Source organism: Parasutterella excrementihominis YIT 11859 (genome assembly GCF_000205025.1).
Classification (GTDB): domain Bacteria; phylum Pseudomonadota; class Gammaproteobacteria; order Burkholderiales; family Burkholderiaceae_F; genus Parasutterella; species Parasutterella excrementihominis.
This window is the reverse complement of record NZ_GL883721.1, coordinates 37535-54502: the sequence shown is the minus strand read 5'-3', so window position 1 is coordinate 54502 and position 16968 is coordinate 37535. Positions and strand designations below refer to the sequence as shown.

13 protein-coding genes are annotated in these 16968 nt (G+C 45.3%); 5 read left to right on the top strand and 8 right to left on the bottom strand.

Annotated elements, in window-relative coordinates:
• Positions 1-7: 7 nt before the first annotated feature.
• Positions 8-1501, bottom strand: a complete 1494-nt coding sequence (locus HMPREF9439_RS07660; RefSeq protein WP_008864424.1) for an FAD-dependent oxidoreductase — start codon at positions 1499-1501, stop codon at positions 8-10.
• A 453-nt stretch (positions 1502-1954) separates the two neighbouring features.
• Here HMPREF9439_RS07660 and argH point away from each other — a divergent pair, with 453 nt between their 5' ends.
• The 4 genes from argH to HMPREF9439_RS07640 all read left to right on the top strand — a co-directional run bounded on the left by argH (position 1955) and on the right by HMPREF9439_RS07640 (position 6410).
• Positions 1955-3352: an argininosuccinate lyase gene (gene argH / locus HMPREF9439_RS07655; protein WP_008864423.1), complete on the top strand. Its 1398-nt coding sequence runs from the start codon at positions 1955-1957 to the stop codon at positions 3350-3352.
• Positions 3353-3394: 42 nt separating this feature from the next.
• Positions 3395-4321, top strand: coding sequence for a DMT family transporter (locus HMPREF9439_RS07650; protein ID WP_008864422.1), 927 nt, complete (start codon positions 3395-3397; stop codon positions 4319-4321).
• A 10-nt stretch (positions 4322-4331) separates the two neighbouring features.
• Positions 4332-5657, top strand: coding sequence for an anaerobic C4-dicarboxylate transporter family protein (locus HMPREF9439_RS07645; RefSeq protein WP_008864421.1), 1326 nt, complete (start codon positions 4332-4334; stop codon positions 5655-5657).
• Positions 5658-5738: 81 nt separating this feature from the next.
• The gene (locus HMPREF9439_RS07640) at positions 5739-6410 is read left to right on the top strand and encodes a FadR/GntR family transcriptional regulator (protein ID WP_008864420.1); all 672 of its coding nucleotides are present in this window, start codon (positions 5739-5741) and stop codon (positions 6408-6410) included.
• Between the two features lie 61 nt (positions 6411-6471).
• Here HMPREF9439_RS07640 and HMPREF9439_RS07635 read toward each other — a convergent pair whose 3' ends face one another.
• The 7 genes from HMPREF9439_RS07635 to HMPREF9439_RS07605 all read right to left on the bottom strand — a co-directional run bounded on the left by HMPREF9439_RS07635 (position 6472) and on the right by HMPREF9439_RS07605 (position 15533).
• On the bottom strand, positions 6472-9717 hold the full coding sequence (locus HMPREF9439_RS07635) for a type I restriction endonuclease subunit R, EcoR124 family (protein ID WP_050789284.1): 3246 nt from the start codon (positions 9715-9717) through the stop codon (positions 6472-6474).
• 2 nt (positions 9718-9719) lie between these two features.
• The gene (locus tag HMPREF9439_RS07630; protein ID WP_008864418.1) at positions 9720-10973 is read right to left on the bottom strand and encodes a restriction endonuclease subunit S; all 1254 of its coding nucleotides are present in this window, start codon (positions 10971-10973) and stop codon (positions 9720-9722) included.
• 4 nt (positions 10974-10977) lie between these two features.
• Complete coding sequence (locus HMPREF9439_RS07625) at positions 10978-13083, bottom strand: type I restriction-modification system subunit M (RefSeq protein ID WP_008864417.1); 2106 nt, start codon at positions 13081-13083, stop codon at positions 10978-10980.
• Entirely contained in the window at positions 13067-13537 is a 471-nt protein-coding gene (locus tag HMPREF9439_RS12925) for a type I restriction-modification system subunit M N-terminal domain-containing protein (RefSeq protein ID WP_008864416.1), read from the bottom strand. The genes HMPREF9439_RS07625 and HMPREF9439_RS12925 overlap by 17 nt, the downstream gene beginning before the upstream one ends.
• Positions 13538-13946: 409 nt before the next feature.
• Positions 13947-14738, bottom strand: coding sequence for an autotransporter outer membrane beta-barrel domain-containing protein (locus HMPREF9439_RS07615; protein ID WP_157645861.1), 792 nt, complete (start codon positions 14736-14738; stop codon positions 13947-13949).
• Entirely contained in the window at positions 14686-15045 is a 360-nt protein-coding gene (locus HMPREF9439_RS07610; RefSeq protein ID WP_008864413.1) for a hypothetical protein, read from the bottom strand. The genes HMPREF9439_RS07615 and HMPREF9439_RS07610 overlap by 53 nt, the downstream gene beginning before the upstream one ends.
• A gap of 143 nt (positions 15046-15188) precedes the next feature.
• Entirely contained in the window at positions 15189-15533 is a 345-nt protein-coding gene (locus tag HMPREF9439_RS07605; RefSeq protein ID WP_167535259.1) for a hypothetical protein, read from the bottom strand.
• Between the two features lie 32 nt (positions 15534-15565).
• On the opposite strand from HMPREF9439_RS07605, the gene HMPREF9439_RS07600 reads away from it, so the two are divergent.
• On the top strand, positions 15566-15814 hold the full coding sequence (locus HMPREF9439_RS07600) for a hypothetical protein (RefSeq protein WP_008864411.1): 249 nt from the start codon (positions 15566-15568) through the stop codon (positions 15812-15814).
• Positions 15815-16968: the final 1154 nt, after the last annotated feature.

The window sequence follows — 16968 nt, the reverse complement described above, 5'->3', positions numbered from 1 at the left end:
ACGGGAATTAGCCTTGTTTAGCACCGGCTCGAGCCGCTGCTTGTTCGCCTGCGATTCTTCCCCAAATAACGGCAGCTGTCAGCTGAGAGCCGACGATATAGTCATGGTAGAAAATACCGCCGAGCGCATTTCCGGCTGCGTACAGACCCGGAATCGGTTTGTCGTCGTTATTTAAGACTTCCGACTTAGCTGTAATCATCGGGCCGCCGAAAGTTGCAGTCATGCCGCCCTGGAATGGGAATGCCATGAAAGGTCCCTTTTCGATCAGACGCGGTTTTTCGAGGGTGTTCGGAGGTGTCAGCGTGTTGGCTTTGCCTGCCTTCACTGCATCGTTGTATTCCTTAATGACAGAAACAACCTGCTCAACCGGAAGATTGGCGGCTTTGGCCATTTCTTCAATGGTGTTGCCAGTATAAATCGGAGCCTTCGCTCTCTTATAACGGTCGATACGGGCTTTAACTGTCGGAACATCGACAACCTGGCTGTCAATGATGATGAAAGCCCAGTTGTTCGGAATGATCTTCGGCATCTTCTGTGCTACGGAGACGTAAGTCTCGGCTTCGTCCAGGAATCTGGTGCCGTCTTCTTTAAGCAGAACGCCGTAGTTAACCATTGTGGAAGGATTAGCGCGTGTGGGTCCGTGGATAGGACCGGCATGGAACTGGTCCATATTGACGTACTTCGGATTGAAAGGCATTGTCAGAGTGATGTTTTCGCCCTGAAGAACGTTGGATCCGCGAATCGGCATCCAAGCAACGTCACCGCCCATGTAGCGGCATACCATTTCTTTGTTGGCATGGAAGCCGCCGGTGCAGATGACTACACCGCCTTTAGCCATGAAGTCAACGGCTTCATCATCCTCATTGACGGCTCTGCAGCCTAAAACATGCAGACGGTTGTCGCCGATCAAAGAAATTACTTTGGTATTAAAGAGAACTGGGATCTTCTTAGCTTTAACAGTGTCGAGCATCTGTTTGGAAAGCTGAGCTCCGCCCGGTTTGAGCTTGCCGTCAACCACGTGACCGCGGTTCAACCCCGGGAATACTTCCACAACGATGGGTTTGAATTTGACGCCGCATTCATCTGTCAGCCACTGAATAGCGCTTCCGGACATTTCGCAGTACTGACGGGTTAGAGCTTTGTCGCCGCGCTGCTGGGAGACGATCATCATGTCACGATAGAAATCGTCGATCGTGTCTTGAAGTCCCTGCGCTTTCTGGACATAGGTGTTGGTGGCGTTGAAGTGACCGCCGGCAAAAATCGTGTTGCCTGCCGGACGGGACATCTTTTCCAAAATAACGACTTTAGCGCCCTTATCGGCAGCTTCAAGAGCAGCAGCCATGCCTGCGCAGCCGCAGCCGATGACAACAACGTCATATTCTTCAGTTTTGACAGGAGCAGCAGCTTGGGCCTGTACTGCAACAGGGATCACAGAGGCACCTGCGGCAGCCATTCCGAAAATGCTTCCTTTGAGCAATCCGCGACGGTTAATACCGGTCATATCATTCTCCTTGGTTTTGTGAGCCGCTTATTGTTAAGCGGTTATGTTAATTCTAGGTTTAGACGATACGTACGTATCCCCCAAAAAAGAACGATCGCTATCCCTAATTGCCTACCCGATTATTAGTAAGGCAGAGCGGCCGGTGTATCCCTTTTAACCGAACACAATTTGTGTGATAGCGATTGCACCCGGATCGATAAGCTAAACGGATTCCGCATATAGATTGATTTCTGCTGTTGACCTAGGATTACTGTGTAATTTATCGATATAAAAATAATTATATTTTTATTAGTTTATCCTATATAAATAAATAGTTAGTTAATTCATCTAACTTCGATTTTCTGTTTTTTCATTAGCGTAATCAGCAAATTTATCGATAAAAGAGACTCTCTAAACTTTAATTAAGGAAAGAAATTTTCCGGGATCAACCTGATCATTCTTTTGGAGAAATATATGTCTAACAAAATGTGGGGAGGACGATTCGCTGAGGTTCCTCCTAAATTCGTCGAAGAATTCGGAGCCGTCATCAAAGTCGAAACCCGCTTATGCCCGTATGACATTCAGGGCAGTCTCGCTCATGTCACGATGCTGGGCGAAACCGGCATTCTGAAAGCCGAAGACGTCGAAAAAATTAAAGAAGGTCTGAAACTCGTCGGCAAAGAAATCGAAGAAGGCAAGTTTACTTTTAATGCCGAAGATGAAGACATCCATATGGCAATTGAAAAACGTCTGACGGAACTTATCGGACCGGCCGGAGGAAGACTGCACACAGGTAGAAGCCGAAACGATCAGTGCTGCGTAGACAGCTATCTCTATTTCCGCGACGCTGCCAAAGAATGTCAAAGATTAATTGTTGAAATCCAAAAATCCCTTTACGAACAGGCAGAAAAGAATTTCGGTGTGATTATGCCGGGCTTCACTCACCTGCAAGTCGCTCAGCCCGTCTTGGCTTCTCATTGGCTGATGGCTTACTTCTGGATGCTCAAACGCGATTACGCGAGACTTCAGGGATTCCTTGACCGCCTGGTCGAGTGCCCCCTGGGCGCCGCGGCTTTAGCCGGGACAGACTTCCCGATCGACCGTTGGTCTACCGCCAAGCAGCTGGGATTTGAAAAGCCCACCGAAAACAGTATCGACACGGTTGCCGACCGAGACTACTGCATGGAATTCGCGTCTATTGCCGCGATGAGCTACATGCACCTGTCGAGACTATGCGAAGAAATCATCATATTCGCAAGCCAAGAGTACAAGTTTGTCGAGCTTTCCGACGACTTTACGACGGGCTCTTCCATCATGCCGCAGAAGAAAAACTGCGACTTTGCTGAATTAATTAAGGGTCGCACCGGCCGCATGTACGGCTACCTGCAGGCCATGCTCACTATGATGAAAGGTATTCCGCTTGCCTACGACAAAGACATGCAGGAAGACAAGTTCCTTTCTTATGAAACGATTGATCTCTGGCAGAGCACGATGAAAGTTATGGCGCCGATGGTCCGCAAGATGAAAATCAACGGCAAACGCACTTATCAGGCGGCTTCCCACGGCTTCTCTACGGCAACTGATATGGCCGACTACCTCGTTAAGAAAGGCATGCCGTTCAGAGACGCTCACCGAGTCGTCGGTCAGACCGTCAGATACTGCGTTGAAAACGACAAGACTTTTGATGATCTGACGCTTGACGAATTTAAGGCTCAGTCCGAACTCTTTGACAAGGATATTTTCGAGGACATTTCTCTTGAACACTCCGTCGGAGCGAGAAAGTCTTACGGCGGCACGGCACCCGAAGCAGTCAAAGTGCAGATGCAGCATGCCGAGGAGTTCTTAGATAAAGCCCACAAAGACTTGGAATAAACCCAAAAATGTAATTTAGAACGTTAGCCCTTAAGCCTCAACATGACCAAAGCAGTAAATACAAAACAAGTTCAGCCCCTAGTCGCTCTTGGGATCCTCTTTTCTTTATTAAGCGCGATTACGTATGGTCTAAACCCCATATTTGCGAAACTTGCTTATTCGTGTGATTTATCAGGCATCGAAATCCTGCATGCCAGATTCATATTTGCGGTCGTCGTGTTAGGGCTTATGGGGCCGTTCCTTCAGAAAGATTTTTATCGGTTCAGCAGATCACTGATAAGAAAGTCGCTATTCATAGGACTCCTGATACTGCTCCCCTTGAATCTTCTCTATGTCTACGCTCTCAAGGATATTCCGGCATCCATGATGAGCTTGATCACTTATGTCTACCCGTTAATCATTTTGGCAATCAACGGCCTTATTTTCCACAAAAGTATCCGGGCGAATCAGATTGTATCCATTACGTTTATTCTTCTAGGGTGCCTCTGTATTTTCTCGGATGCCTTTAAGGCCAATATCACTTACACGGCGCTGGGCTTAGGTTTTCTTTCGACCTTCATGTATGCCGTATATCTGCTGTCGCTTCAGCAGCTGGCGACGAATGTGTCTGCGTACCAAATCACTTTTTTAACCCTTCTATTTTCAACTATCGGACTTTGCTTCCTTCATAACCCTCTGTTTATCCTCAGGTTCGATGCCATGCAGCTTGGGACGACGTTCGGTTACGGCGTTGTTTCTACCGTCCTGTCCACCATTTGTGTCTCCAGAGCCGTTCAGCTCTTGGGCGCAACGCAAGCCGGAATCTTTTGCTCTTTCGAGCCTGTCTTCACGATCGGATTTGCGGCCCTATTGTTAGGAGAAAGCATCCCTGCCTTCCGTTTGGTGGGAATGGTTTTCCTGATCCTGGGCATCGTCATTCCCAATCGAGTAGCGATATTCAAGATTTTCGAAGCAAAGTTCATCTCATAGGAGAACAACGATGGACATGATGTTTTGGATGGAACTAGCCGTCGTCATTATTGCCATCTTCATCGGTGCAAAATGGGGCGGTGCCGGTCTCGGCGCAGCCGGCGGTATCGGTTTAGGCGTTTTAGTATTCGGTTTCGGTATGCAACCGGGTGCGCCTCCCGTCAGCGTGCTGCTCATCATCACAGCCGTCATTACCTGCGCCTCGATTTTGCAGGGCTCCGGCGGCTTGGATTTCTTGGTGAGCATCGCAGAAAAGCTCTTAAGGAGAAATCCCAAGAACATCACTTTCATGGGCCCGCTGGTCTGCTACCTCTTTACACTCTTCTGCGGAACCGCATATGTGGCTTTCTCGGTCTATCCCGTGATTGCCGAAGTTGCTATCGGAGCCAGAGTGCGTCCCGAACGTCCCCTGACAATGTCCGTGATCGGTGCTCAATCCGGCATCACCGGCTCTCCGATGTCGGCAGCAACCGGTGCCATGATTGCCCTCTTGGCGGTTAAAGGCGTTACACCTTTGCAGATCTTCTCCGTCGCCATTCCGGCCTGCCTCTTAGGCGTGCTGATCGGCTGCGCCTTCATGTTCAAAAAAGGTAAAGAATTGGCTGACGACCCCGAATTCCAGCGCCGCGTTATGAGCGGAGAATTCCAGGACAAGCCCATCAATACCGACAGCCGCAGCTACTCTTCCAGCGCTAAGAAAGGCGTGATCGTGTTTGCCTTAGGTATTCTTGCCGTCGTCTTCTTCGGCTCCTTCCCCGACTTAATGCCGTCTTGGGAAAAGGCCGGAAAAGTCACACGTCTTTCCATTCCGAACATGGTCCAAATCGTCATGCTTTGCTGCGCCGGCTTGATCATGGTGATTGCCAATGTCTCTCCGAAGAAGCTCGCCGACGGTTCCGTCTTCCGCTCAGGTTTAATCGGCATGGTCGCAGTTTACGGCGTGTCTTGGTTAACGGCTACTTTCTTCAATTTCTACAAACCGATGTTTGTTGCCGAGTTCGGAAACATGATCCAGGGCGCACCAATCCTTTTTGCGGTTGCCTTGTTTATTTTGTCAGCAGTGCTCTTCTCTCAGGGCGCAACCGTAACGGCATTAGTTCCGATGGGTATCGGCCTCGGAATCTCTCCGGCAGACTTAGTCTGGATGTTCCCGGCTGTCAGCGGTTACTTCATGATTCCTGCGGGCGGCGCCATCATCGGCTGCGTAGCCTTTGACCGAACAGGAACAACTCAGATCGGTAAGTTTGTGTTTAACCACAGCTACATGCTCCCCGGGATTGTGACGACTCTTAGCCAGTTGACTATCGGCTACGTCATTTCCAAATTCGTTTTCTAACGAATATAGAGCATCAAAGAGCCGGAACGAAAACTTCCGGCTTTTTGTTACTTACAATGATTTAAAAAATTTGGAGCTGTCATGCCACTTTCTCCGCAATCTAAAGAATTCTCTAAAGTTGAAAGATACCTTTTTCGAACCCAGCCCCAGCCGGGAGATAAGGTTGCCGGAGAAGACGAACTGATTCAAGCTTTGGGCTTGACTCGTTATAAGGTTCGGCAGGCGCTCGACCTCTTGGTCCAGATGGGCGTTTTAGAAAGAAAAAAGAAGCGCGGTACGTTTGTCAAAAGACAAGCGACCAACGACATGACCTACAACATTCTCGAGCAGCTTAAGTTAGCCGGCTTTGACGAGCTGGAATTCAACGAGGCGCGGCTCATGATTGAGCTCTCGGTTTTGCCTTTTGTGATCCGAAGACTCACGCCTGCCACTCAGGCTCAAATGAGAAACTTGGTCAACGGAATTAGGCTCAATGCCGGAGACCCTTTGAAAGCCGATGCGATTCTGATGGATTTCCACCTATTGATGCTTCATTGCTGCGGAAACCGCGTCATGGAAGTCTTTGCCAATGTCGTCAGAACCTACTTTCAATCCACTAAGAGTTTAGTCAAAGACATGCCGAAGGAATTTTTTGAGGAGAAGGCCACACTTCTTGAAGGATTTTTAAAGGCGTTAAACCGCAACGACCTTCCTGAGGCAACCGAGTTGCTGAGACAGTCGATCGAAGCAAAACCTTCTGCCTTGAAGGAATAGACGCGTCCTCCCGCCGGACTATTTTCCCCGGCAGGAAGATCGCCCTTTTTCGCAACTTTTCTTACTGCTGTTTTCTTTCCATTAGTTTTCTGGCCCAGAGTCTCACCAACTCTATTGAAACCGGTCCCTTCCGAATAAAGTCCTCAAGTAAGCGGGAAAATCTTATCTGTGCGATCACCGGGCTCACGGAGACACCAACGGCGCACTCCCTCATGAACTTCATGACTTTTTCTTTGTCGATGGTTTTCTTCAATGAATCAAATCTGCCATAGGCATTTAGGTTCCCGTCGGTGACGGAAGAATTGATGAAGTCAACGAGCTGCTTTTTATCTACTCCTGTGATTTCGACAAATTGATCAATTTGCTCTTCTTTTTGATCCTTAAGATATTTTTCGAGAAGGTTTTCCAGTGTTTCATTTCCTTGGACGACGATTTCTCCGCTTTTTATTTTCGCGAGAAGATAGTCGGCGGCCGCCTGTTGCTCTCTTGATAGCAGACAGTAGTGCCCATGAATCTCGTTTAGAAGGCTCTCCTGGTGATCTTCAGGATCTTTATCTTGGACGGCCTTTAGAAACACCTTGAACCGGCTCTCAATATAATCCAAATCAATTTTGAGGGAATTTATGTTGAGCTGACCATCAATACTTTCCAACGGGCTCTCTTCCGGCCTGGTTATCGGATCCGAAATCGTTCCGGCTAATGCCTCTTTTAATCGCAGCAAGAGGACTTCATACAGCGTCTTGGTTAGCCCGATATGAACGCCTCTGGCTTCTCCGTCATCTTTAAACGTGTAGTCCTGTTTTTCTAATCTGTATCCCTGAACGGTTGCCAAACGAATCACCGACATTAGCTGAGACATTTCTTTAATGAATTTATTTTTGTCTTCTTCCGCCGGCGGAACTTTGCTGAAGTCCTCTATACCGGCAGCCGCGAAAATATTGACGATCTTTTTAAGTATTTCATTGAGATCAAAGAGATTTTTCTCAAGCTTGTCAGCAAAAATTCCTGCGGAGTGACCGTTGGTGTAAAGCTTTACTGCTTCTGCCACTCTGTTGTCCATCGTGAAAGGTTTTCTGTAATAGCGAATCCTTCCGAAATCTTTATCATCGTCCAGAAGCCGATTCGTCCGGGAAAAAGCCTGGATTAAGCCCTCGTATTGAAGCATCTTGTCGAGAAAAAGCGCGTTGACCCACTGAGAATCAAAGCCAGTCAGCATCTGATCAACAACGATAAGAATGTCTAACTGTTTACTCCTATCTTTGTCTATCCCGCGATAATTTTCCTTATGAGAAAGTCTCTCAGCAATATCTCTTTTGAAGTCGGAATCTCGCTGTAAAGACAGACCGAAATCCTCATTGTATTTCGCATGGATTTTGTCAACCCATTGAGTCTTATCAAGCTTAGAGTGATTAATATCCTGATCACCGTCCGAATTATCAATAGAGGGGTCAAACAAAGCAGTAATTTTGAGCGCTTCATAGTTTGGATTTCCCTGCCTGCGCTTATCTATTTCCTTTTGAAAAAGATCCCAGTAAGCAATCGCGTCTTCGATGCTTGAAGTCGCAAAAATAGCGTGGAATTGTTTTTCCGTTCCGAACGGATGGGTTAGTTTTGGGAAGTCATCAAGGATATTTTTGACGACTATGTTTCGATGCTTTTCCTGCTTATATTGTGCGTCGGGAATGAATGATTCAATTCCCTTTATTATCTTTCCTTCGCCGTTAACGGACTCTCCCATGGGAAGAGCCATGACCTCGTCAAAGACGTCTTTTTTCTTTTTGTCTTCAATTAGGTCCTTTTCGTCTTTGGCATCAGCTGCCCGCATAGCGACTTGCTGACGCAGTTCTTGCTCTTGAAACGTAGAAACTCGGTCTATCTGGAAGCCTAGGACATTCTTATCTCTTATAGCTTCGGCAAGCGTGTAAATGTGAATCGTGTCTCCGAAGATATCGCTGGTAGTAGCTCCGACTTTTTTATTGGTTTCGGTAATCGGCGTTCCGGTGAAGCCGAAATAAGTTGCTTTGGGGAAATTATTGCGGATATCTTGCAGCATATCTCCGAATACCGATCGATGGCACTCGTCGATAATGAATACGATTTCTTTTTTCTGTAATTTTTCCAAGTCCGGCAGAGAAATAGTCCCACCTTCCTTGATCCGGCTCATTTTTTGGATGGAGGTAACGATAAGTCCGTTGGAACCGGTCCCTTTGTCTTTAAGTTTTGCAATGAGTTCCGCCGTGGAATCCACAGTGTCCACGCTGTCATCGACCAGGGACATATTGTTATAGGCAGTATGCGACTGAGTCCCTAGCTCAATTCTGTCTACAAGAAAGACGACCTTATCCACCTTTCCGGAAGAAGCAATGAGCTGGGCGGCTTTAAAACTCGTCATCGTCTTGCCGGAACCTGTCGTGTGCCACACAAATCCGCCTTTGCGGTAATTGTCTACATAGACTTCGTTCTTTTTTTCTTCTTCGTAGTACCGATGAGAGATGCCGTCGGCTGCGTAATATTGGTAGCTTCTCATTACCTTGAGAATATTGTCTCCTCTGTCGGCAACCGTAAAGAAGCCCACCATCTTATGCGCCATCGGAATAGACAAAAAGTCTTCGGCGATCTTCCGCCAATCGCTAACAATATTATTTTTTTCGTCCGCCCAGTGGAAGACAAATTTAGGGTTGATCGGTTTACTGCCCGGATGAGCGAAATAACTCATCTCGTTTGGATTCATCGCGACGAAAAATTGAACAAGCGAAAAAATACCTTTACTGAAAATACCATGCCTTAAATAACGCTGGATTTGATTTTTTGCATCATGAATGTCAATGCTATTAGCTTTTAATTCAATGTGAATAACCGGCATCCCATTGATAAGGAGCATGATATCTCCTCTTTCCTTTTTGGAAACGTCGCCTTCAAAAATAGGCTGTTCGGCGATTTGATAGCGGCTTCTTCCTCCGGCAATTTGATTATGATCAAATATGACTAAAGAAACGTATTCCGAAAGCTGAGGCGCTTCCGGATTGTCTCTCAGAATTGACATAGAGGAGCCATTAATAAAAAGATTTTTATCAAGCGGTAGAGGTGAGCTGTCCACTTGCTTGAGAATTTGATCCATCTCGGAATCTGATAACGGAACGCCATGCAGGACATCACGATTATTCTCAAAAATAATCTTTTTCCAATTCTCGATTAAGTCCTTTTCTGTCGGCCGATAAAAAACATCCCCCTTCCAACCTTTATTTTTCAGGGTGTTAATTAAGGCCTTTTCGAATTCTGCTTCAGATTTAAATAAACTTCCGGTCATAATCATTCTGCGTTTGAGGGTGGAAACATGCTCAGTAAAAGACTTGACTTGATCTGCTTGAGAAGGTCGGCTTGACGCTCAAGAAGAATGATGCAGTCGTCTATTTTTTGAAAAAATTCTCCGATTTTTTGTTGTTCTTCCAGGCTAGATGGCAACATAACGGGAAGACTAAGAAAATCTTGAGAAGAGACGTTTAAAAGTCCGTGATTCCTAGCACCTTCTGCTGCCCTTTCCAAAATCCAACTGTGCCAACCTGTAGTTTCAAAAAAATATGACAAGTAATTAGGATCAACATGTTGCGGATCAGTTATTGAAAAAACCAAATACAAAGTAGATAGAACCCCTTCTTCATAGTCGACCAAACGTCTAACGGCACCTACAGGAGCATCTTTAGATGTACTTCGGTTGTAGGCAAATTCCCCTTTTTTTATCAGATAGTAGTTGCTAACATCTTGGGCGGCTACTCGATTATTGAAATAAACCGTTTGATCAACAAGCCCGTGTTGCGCTGAGATGGTTAGTGGTCTGTTATTCTGTTTTTTAATATTTTTTCTTGTTATCCGTACGGCAAAATTCTGAAGTTTTTCCTGCTCCCAATCGGCGTTGAATCCCGTTAATCTTATCGCCGGCTTCGTTTCTCCATTCTTAGGGAACATTTTTTGAAGAAAAGTTGTTCGAATTTTTTGGAATCTGTTCAATTTACGCTGATGAAGAGTAATAAGCTTGTCGACCTCAACCATACATGAGGAAATCTTTTCCTGTTCCTCCAAAGAGGGAACAAAGATCGCTTCCTTTAAGAAGTCTGTTTTGGTTATACCCTTGATGGAAGTCCCTTGGACCCTCTGAGTAATTTTTTTCAATAGCGAATAAAGAGAGTATGCCAAGAACCTAGAATTTCCTTTGATTCCAGAAAGAGAAAGAAAATCTTGGCTAGTTGCAATTTCTTGAGTATTAACGACTAATTTTCCTACGCCGACCCTAGTAACGATAACTAGAGAGTTTTTGGGAATAATTTTTGCGGCTGAATTCTTCAATCCTTCCTGCGAGATGTGTTTTTTAACTGTGAGAGATAAAACATCATCTTCCTCAAGATCTGAGCTTTGAATCCAGGGGATCTCGCCATTCCAATAATTAGGATTGGAAGTATTTGGCGTTCCACCTCCAGTGAATTTTGACGCTAATTCTTCTAACTTACGCTGTTCCCACGCTTCGGTGAAACCTTTAAAGCGAATTTTTACCGATTTGTTTTGGTTCACGGCTCTACCCCTTAATTAACTCTTGGAGTGCCTTTAAAGCCTTAGACTGAATTTCATCGGCCTGTAATTCTGACAAAAGACTGGAAAGCTCATCAGAAGTTTTCTTAATTTCTTCCTCAAGAGCAATAAACGAGGAGCTATGCTTTGCCTGTAAAGTTGAAAGTTTTTCCGAGAACTTAAAGACGAGGTCGTCCCCCATTCTCTCCCAGCTCTTTACTAACGGATAGATCCATTTATTCGTTAAGATTTCTTCAAATTCTTCTTCTGTGAGACTTTGCTGCTTTTTCGAAGTTTCCCCATCGAGTTCTTCATAAATTTTTTTAGCTTCTTTGCGTGTCTTATCCGCTGCTGAAATTTGTGAAGCAACTTTTTTTAAGAATTCCTGAGATTCTGAAAGAGTAAGGCCGGCCTTTTCGTCTTTTGCAATCGCCTTAGAGAGGGCTTTGATTTCCTTCGGAATAAAGACTTCTTTATCTTGATCGATTGCAGAATCAAACTCAAAGTCTTCTGGAATTTCACCGTACAGTTCTTTCAACTCTTCTTTGGCAAGCTCGGCGCTCCTTTCGGCGGAACTTAGTTCTTCTAACTTAGTCGGAAAATAACGCTCCTGAATAAAAGTTCTGACAAAAGCGCCGAGTTGAAATGAAGCTTCCCCGTAGGAAGTTATTTCTTCTTTTCCTAACTCAGGATTGTTGCGTTCATCAGTTTTTTCCTGTCTTTGCTCCTCCCCGAAAACTTCACTACCGTCCTGGGAAGAGAGAGCTTCCATATCATTTGTTATTTCTGTCCAATGTTGGGAGAAGAGTTCAAATGCTTCGTACTTATCGATTAAGGGCAGTTTTTCTGCTTGTTCCAGTATTTCTGAAGCAATTGATTCAAACGCCAAACTCTGAGAAATTACTTGACGCTCTGCTATAAGTTTTTGTTTGAGGAGAGGAAAAAGCGCCTTGAAAGACTCATGAACTTTCTTTTTAAATTCTATGATTGCCGGAAAATTTTCCAGGATTTCTTTCGCGTTTTCCTTTAAGACAAAATAGCCGTCTTCCCTTTGGTTGAATAATTTTTCTTTAAGCCCTTCAAACACGTTCCAAAACGGCTGTAGAGTGTCAATCTCCTTCTTTGGTATTCCGCTGTAAATTAAAGAATATAAATCCGATCTCTCCTCTTCAGAAGAAGCGATGTAACGTGGAATATTCAAGTTAAATCCGTTGTTTTCAATTTCTTCAAAAGAAACCCTACGAGAAAAACCTTCCAGCTCTTTGCGATCTTTCCATACCTCTACGGCTTTTCTAATGTCCCGCGCTCTTAATTTATTTTTTGCCGTGACTTTTTCAAATCCTTTTGAAGCATCAATAAAAAGAACGTCTTTTTGCTCTCTTGACTTCCTTAACACCATAATGATCGTCGGAATTCCAGTTCCGAAGAAAATATTGGGCGGCAAGCCAATGACAGCGTCAATTTGATTCAATTTAAGAAGCTGTGTTCTGATACGTTCCTCTTCCCCTCCCCGGAATAAAACCCCATGAGGCAAAACAATGGTGAGAATACCATCGTACTTCAGGTGGTATAGATCGTGCAGAAGAAACGCGAAATCCGCAGCGCTTTTCGGCGCTAAGCCATAATTTTGAAAGCGCGGATCAGCTGCCATGCCATCAGGGTTCCACTTTAAGGAATAAGGAGGGTTAGAGACAACTGCGTCTACTAAAAGCGGCTCATCTTTAAGCGTATTTCTTGGCCAATCATTGCGCAGCGTATCGTTGTTGCTGGTCGAAATGTTGTCTCGAATAATGCCTCTCATGACAAGGTTCATTCGAATTAGGTTGTAAGTCGCCTCTATGATTTCTTGTGCGAAATATCTAATTGAATCTGTTGATTTTCCCTGCTTTTCAATCGCTTTACCAATGGTAATCAGGAGAGAACCCGAACCGCTTGTCGGATCATAAACAGAAATGCGTTCTCTATCTTTTAAGGAGTAAGCAACAATCTCGGCCATCAGTTCCGAGACTTCGTGCGGTGTATAGAATTCCCCCGCCTTTTTCCCGGCTGAGGAAGCGAATTGGCCGATTAAATACTCATAGATGAACCCAAGAACATCATACCCCCCCCGCATTTTTCATCGGAATGTTGTCTATGAGACGGGCGAGTTTAACGATCATCTGAGAGCGCGTGGCATCGTTTTCGCCAAGGCTCATGAGGCCCGCATTAAGAGAACGAAAAATATTGGAGAACAAGGGATTTTCAAGCGTCACTAAATTAAAATTACTCAAAGCAGCCGAAAGACTCCCGATATTCATTCCCTTATCTTTTCCCATCATTGAGGAAAACAGATTTTCTTCAGGGATGTAATAGCCGAGGTTGTCTATAAGATAAGTTTTGACGTCCTCAGCGGCCAAGTCTTCTTTAGATGCGCCCAAGTTGTCTTTGAGATATTTGACCTCGTTTTCCGAAAGGAATTTATAAAACAAAAGCCCTAAAATGAAATCTTTATAGTTCCCGGCTTCTATTTTTCCCCGCATCTCATTTGCGCCCTTCCAGATCTGGGCGGCCAGTTCTTGTTTATTCATCCGTAGTACTTTCCTCTAATATTTTTTGAGGAATATTAGTCGATTCGAACGGAGCATATCGAAAAAATACTGTTGTCGTGAAAAAATGTGCTTTTGACCACAATTTCTTCTCTTCAACTGCAACTAGAAAGTGTTCTCCTTTACACGAGTCTTCCAAAACTTTTGATTTTTGAAAGCTGCCAAGCATCTACAAGCCTAAAGAACCGATATTTAACCGAAACCTCTTCATAACCTTAAAACTTGTGGTCTTTTTCATATTTTTAGTTTGCTGCTTAGCATGTTCCAAGGATTGCGCTTGGGTTAAAAACAAAAATCCCGAGCACCGACTTTATTTGTCGATACTCGGGAGTTTTACTTAGCTTCCGGCCTTAATGTACTTAGCCGGAAACTTTCTGCAAGTTTCTAGAGATTAGAACTGGTAGCTATATTTAGTTTTCAGCATCTGATCCAATCTGCCGTCGTTGGCGCCGTCTACGGAATAATGAAGTCCGAAGGAGTGGCTGCCTTTAACGGCATTGACGCCGATTGTACCGTTTACCAAAGCGTTATTGGTAATACGTGCGTCGAACGAATCAGAAACAGCAGTGTTGCGCAAACCGACCTTATTCTTAACCTTACGATCACCAAAGTTCGGTGTCGCCGTCACGTCTACGAACGGCTTGATTCCAGCGCCGCCGGCAGTCTTAATATCGGAGCTCACTGCGACACCGACCAGCAGTTCAAAGAGGTTAGCGCTCTCGTTCTTATAGGAGAAGCCGCTTGCATTGAAATCGTCAACCTTAACGTGTTTATAACGGAGACCAACGTGCGGAGTAACCTTTACTGCCTCAGTAACGGCAAACGGTTTTTCAGCACGAATGCCGGCAACAAAGGTCTTACCGTTGGGTTTTGCCTTGTAGCCCTGAGACTTGATCTCGTTTTTGCTCTGAAGATAACCGACAGAGCCGATCAAATTCACATACGGATTCGACCAAACGCCGTAAAGGTTGAGTCCGAAGTAATCAATGTTGTTCTTGATTCCGGCTCCGGTGTTCTGACCTCTGAGAGAGCCTTTACCGAAGTTGGCCGCCAAGCCGGCTGCTAAACCATTACCGAAGGCATAGCCGCTTCCCACGGTAATGCCTGAGACATCACTTCTGTAGCCGTACTCAAGGGGAACCTGCAGAATAGTGACGAGCCTTGCTGAAAGAACCGTTGACATCAATCCAAAGGTCGGCGCCCTTGCGGTCATGAGCGTGGCCGACAAGCACGGATCCGTGAGAATCGATCGTATCCAGCTGAGTGTTGGCGATATTGACAGCCATGGTCTGAGTGCCGGATGCAGTACCCATCAAAGCGATTGCGTTCAGTTTTGCTGATGCCCCCTGAGCTGTCGCGTTTGTGGTAATACTTTCAATTCTGTCTTTTGCAAGACCGTCAGCGGTTAATGCGAAGTTCACAGGGTTCTGGATCAGGATATCTGCACTGAAAACATTTTCTGCCTTAGCGGTAACAACCTTATTGTCCACAACTTGCTTGAGCAGATTGTCTGTAGAGAAAAGGTAGTCCTCGATCGAGTCATCATCTTTAACCGCAAAGACGGTGGTGCCTTCCTTAACTGCTGTGGCATTGAGCAGAACAACGCTGCTGCCTTTGGCTGCATCAACTTTGTCTACGACAACCAGAGGAGAAGATCCGTTATAGCCTTAAGCGCCTTGATGAGGACTTTTCCGTCGGAAGCAACGGTCAAAGTATTTGAGGAAGCTGCACGTGCGTTGTCGGCGTTTGCGTTTAGTGCGCCCACATTAATGGATCCGGCAACAGTCGTTCCTGCAGCGAGCAATAAAGCGGAGCCGCTGACATCAGAGAGCGAAGAGCCGATTTGATCCTCTGTCATGGAGTAAGCAGCTTTGCCTTCGACGTTTAAAGCACCGGTCTCTTGCGAGGAGAAAAAGGCTCTAATCGCATTGTGACTCACGTCGGCATGGTGCATTTTTTCTAACCTCTTGCCTTTCAAGGCAGTTCTTTCTCCTACCCGGAGGTTTTTCAATGAGCACATTAGACGTAGTAGATAAACAAAAAACCGAATCCTCTCCCAGCCGAACAAATATCTGCTCTGAGACCTTTTTGGGAGAAGGCAACATACCCATTGATCTTTTGATAACGCCTGAGGTGCCGAAACAACTCTTAAGCCTGATTAAAGAGTTGGGAAGCGAGAGAGCACTGCAAAAAGACGAATTATTTTTACGTAAAGGATTCCTGCGTTCAGAGATTAGCTGTCGTTATAGATGGGATTAATGGAAAGGTATTATCTGATCCTCGAGACATAAACACGGGTATATACGCTATTGCAACACCCTTGCGTGTAGCGACGGGGTATATGAACTTTTTCTCCGGTCGACCCTGTGGACAAATTTGTGTTGCATTGACTCCTGCCAGAATCCTAGAGTGCGACGTTGGCGCTTTGAGATCAGAACTCATGAAAGATCAAGAATTGATTTTTGAAACAGCCGAGTATTTCGAGAAGTGCGCGGATTTGGAAAACATCACGATTTCTGCTCGACATCTGCCGAACCTGAAATATAAGAAAGACTAGTATGGGTAAATTCAGGACTTGTTGTTGCCGAAATAGATGCCCCTTGAAGAAGTCAGGTTTACTCGAACAGATTGCTTCAGAAAAAAGTTTCTTTTGCTGCGCGTTTTTTCTCCAACTTAGTTTCTAATCTAGCTAACACGTGAAAGCGATACATGGACTACCGCAGGCTTACGGCTACGGCATCTTTGGGACGCGCCCAAAATTCTAACGACTTCCGTCCCCCATAGGAGTACGAATCACCGTGGGCGTGTTCACAAATACGCCCTCATCGAGTCCGAACAGTTTTTGAGCCGTTCATTCCCGAATTCTTTTAGCCGGAAAAAAGTGGATTGTGCGGAACCGGCAGGCCTCACAGGGCGATTCTATCGCGCGAACCTTATCGGTTCGCCTCCTATCCATCCCCGCGTTACGCACGGAGAATTTCGCGGAATTTATTAAAAACCGAATTATTTCGGGCTGAAGAGAATTTTTGGATCAGAAAAATAATGGAAGGAGCTTCAACCATAAAGGGGAAACCTCCCCAAGTCACTCAACATACTGAAGCAATACTTACCTTGTTAACTAATGAGAACTAACAATTCTTTGAAGTCATAGACAAAGCCTTCAAGTCAAGCAAAAATTATGCGGCCGGAGAGAAGTCTTCAACGATTGAAAGGTTTTAAATGGTACACAAGTTTGTTTGATTAGTTAATTGATCTTTCTCGGCAGAATGCAAATAGTTGCGAATGCCTTCGTTGTCCTATACTGGTTAAGTAGTTGTAAAGGCGAGGACAGAGATTAGCGCTTTTACAAACAAAATTTCTATTAAAACCCTCGACAAACCGTTAAGAAGCCGCGTTGAACCTACGGCTCCTTT

Excerpts from the sequence above, each read along its gene's own strand:
- HMPREF9439_RS07660 (WP_008864424.1), bottom strand. The coding sequence starts at position 1,501 with ATGACCGGTATTAACCGTCGCGGATTGCTCAAAGGAAGCATTTTCGGA.
- argH (WP_008864423.1), top strand. The coding sequence starts at position 1,955 with ATGTCTAACAAAATGTGGGGAGGACGATTCGCTGAGGTTCCTCCTAAA.
- HMPREF9439_RS07650 (WP_008864422.1), top strand. The coding sequence starts at position 3,395 with ATGACCAAAGCAGTAAATACAAAACAAGTTCAGCCCCTAGTCGCTCTT.
- HMPREF9439_RS07645 (WP_008864421.1), top strand. The coding sequence starts at position 4,332 with ATGGACATGATGTTTTGGATGGAACTAGCCGTCGTCATTATTGCCATC.
- HMPREF9439_RS07640 (WP_008864420.1), top strand. The coding sequence starts at position 5,739 with ATGCCACTTTCTCCGCAATCTAAAGAATTCTCTAAAGTTGAAAGATAC.
- HMPREF9439_RS07635 (WP_050789284.1), bottom strand. The coding sequence starts at position 9,717 with ATGACCGGAAGTTTATTTAAATCTGAAGCAGAATTCGAAAAGGCCTTA.
- HMPREF9439_RS07625 (WP_008864417.1), bottom strand. The coding sequence starts at position 13,083 with ATGCGGGGGGGGTATGATGTTCTTGGGTTCATCTATGAGTATTTAATC.
- HMPREF9439_RS12925 (WP_008864416.1), bottom strand. The coding sequence starts at position 13,537 with ATGAATAAACAAGAACTGGCCGCCCAGATCTGGAAGGGCGCAAATGAG.
- HMPREF9439_RS07615 (WP_157645861.1), bottom strand. The coding sequence starts at position 14,738 with ATGTCAACGGTTCTTTCAGCAAGGCTCGTCACTATTCTGCAGGTTCCC.
- HMPREF9439_RS07600 (WP_008864411.1), top strand. The coding sequence starts at position 15,566 with ATGAGCACATTAGACGTAGTAGATAAACAAAAAACCGAATCCTCTCCC.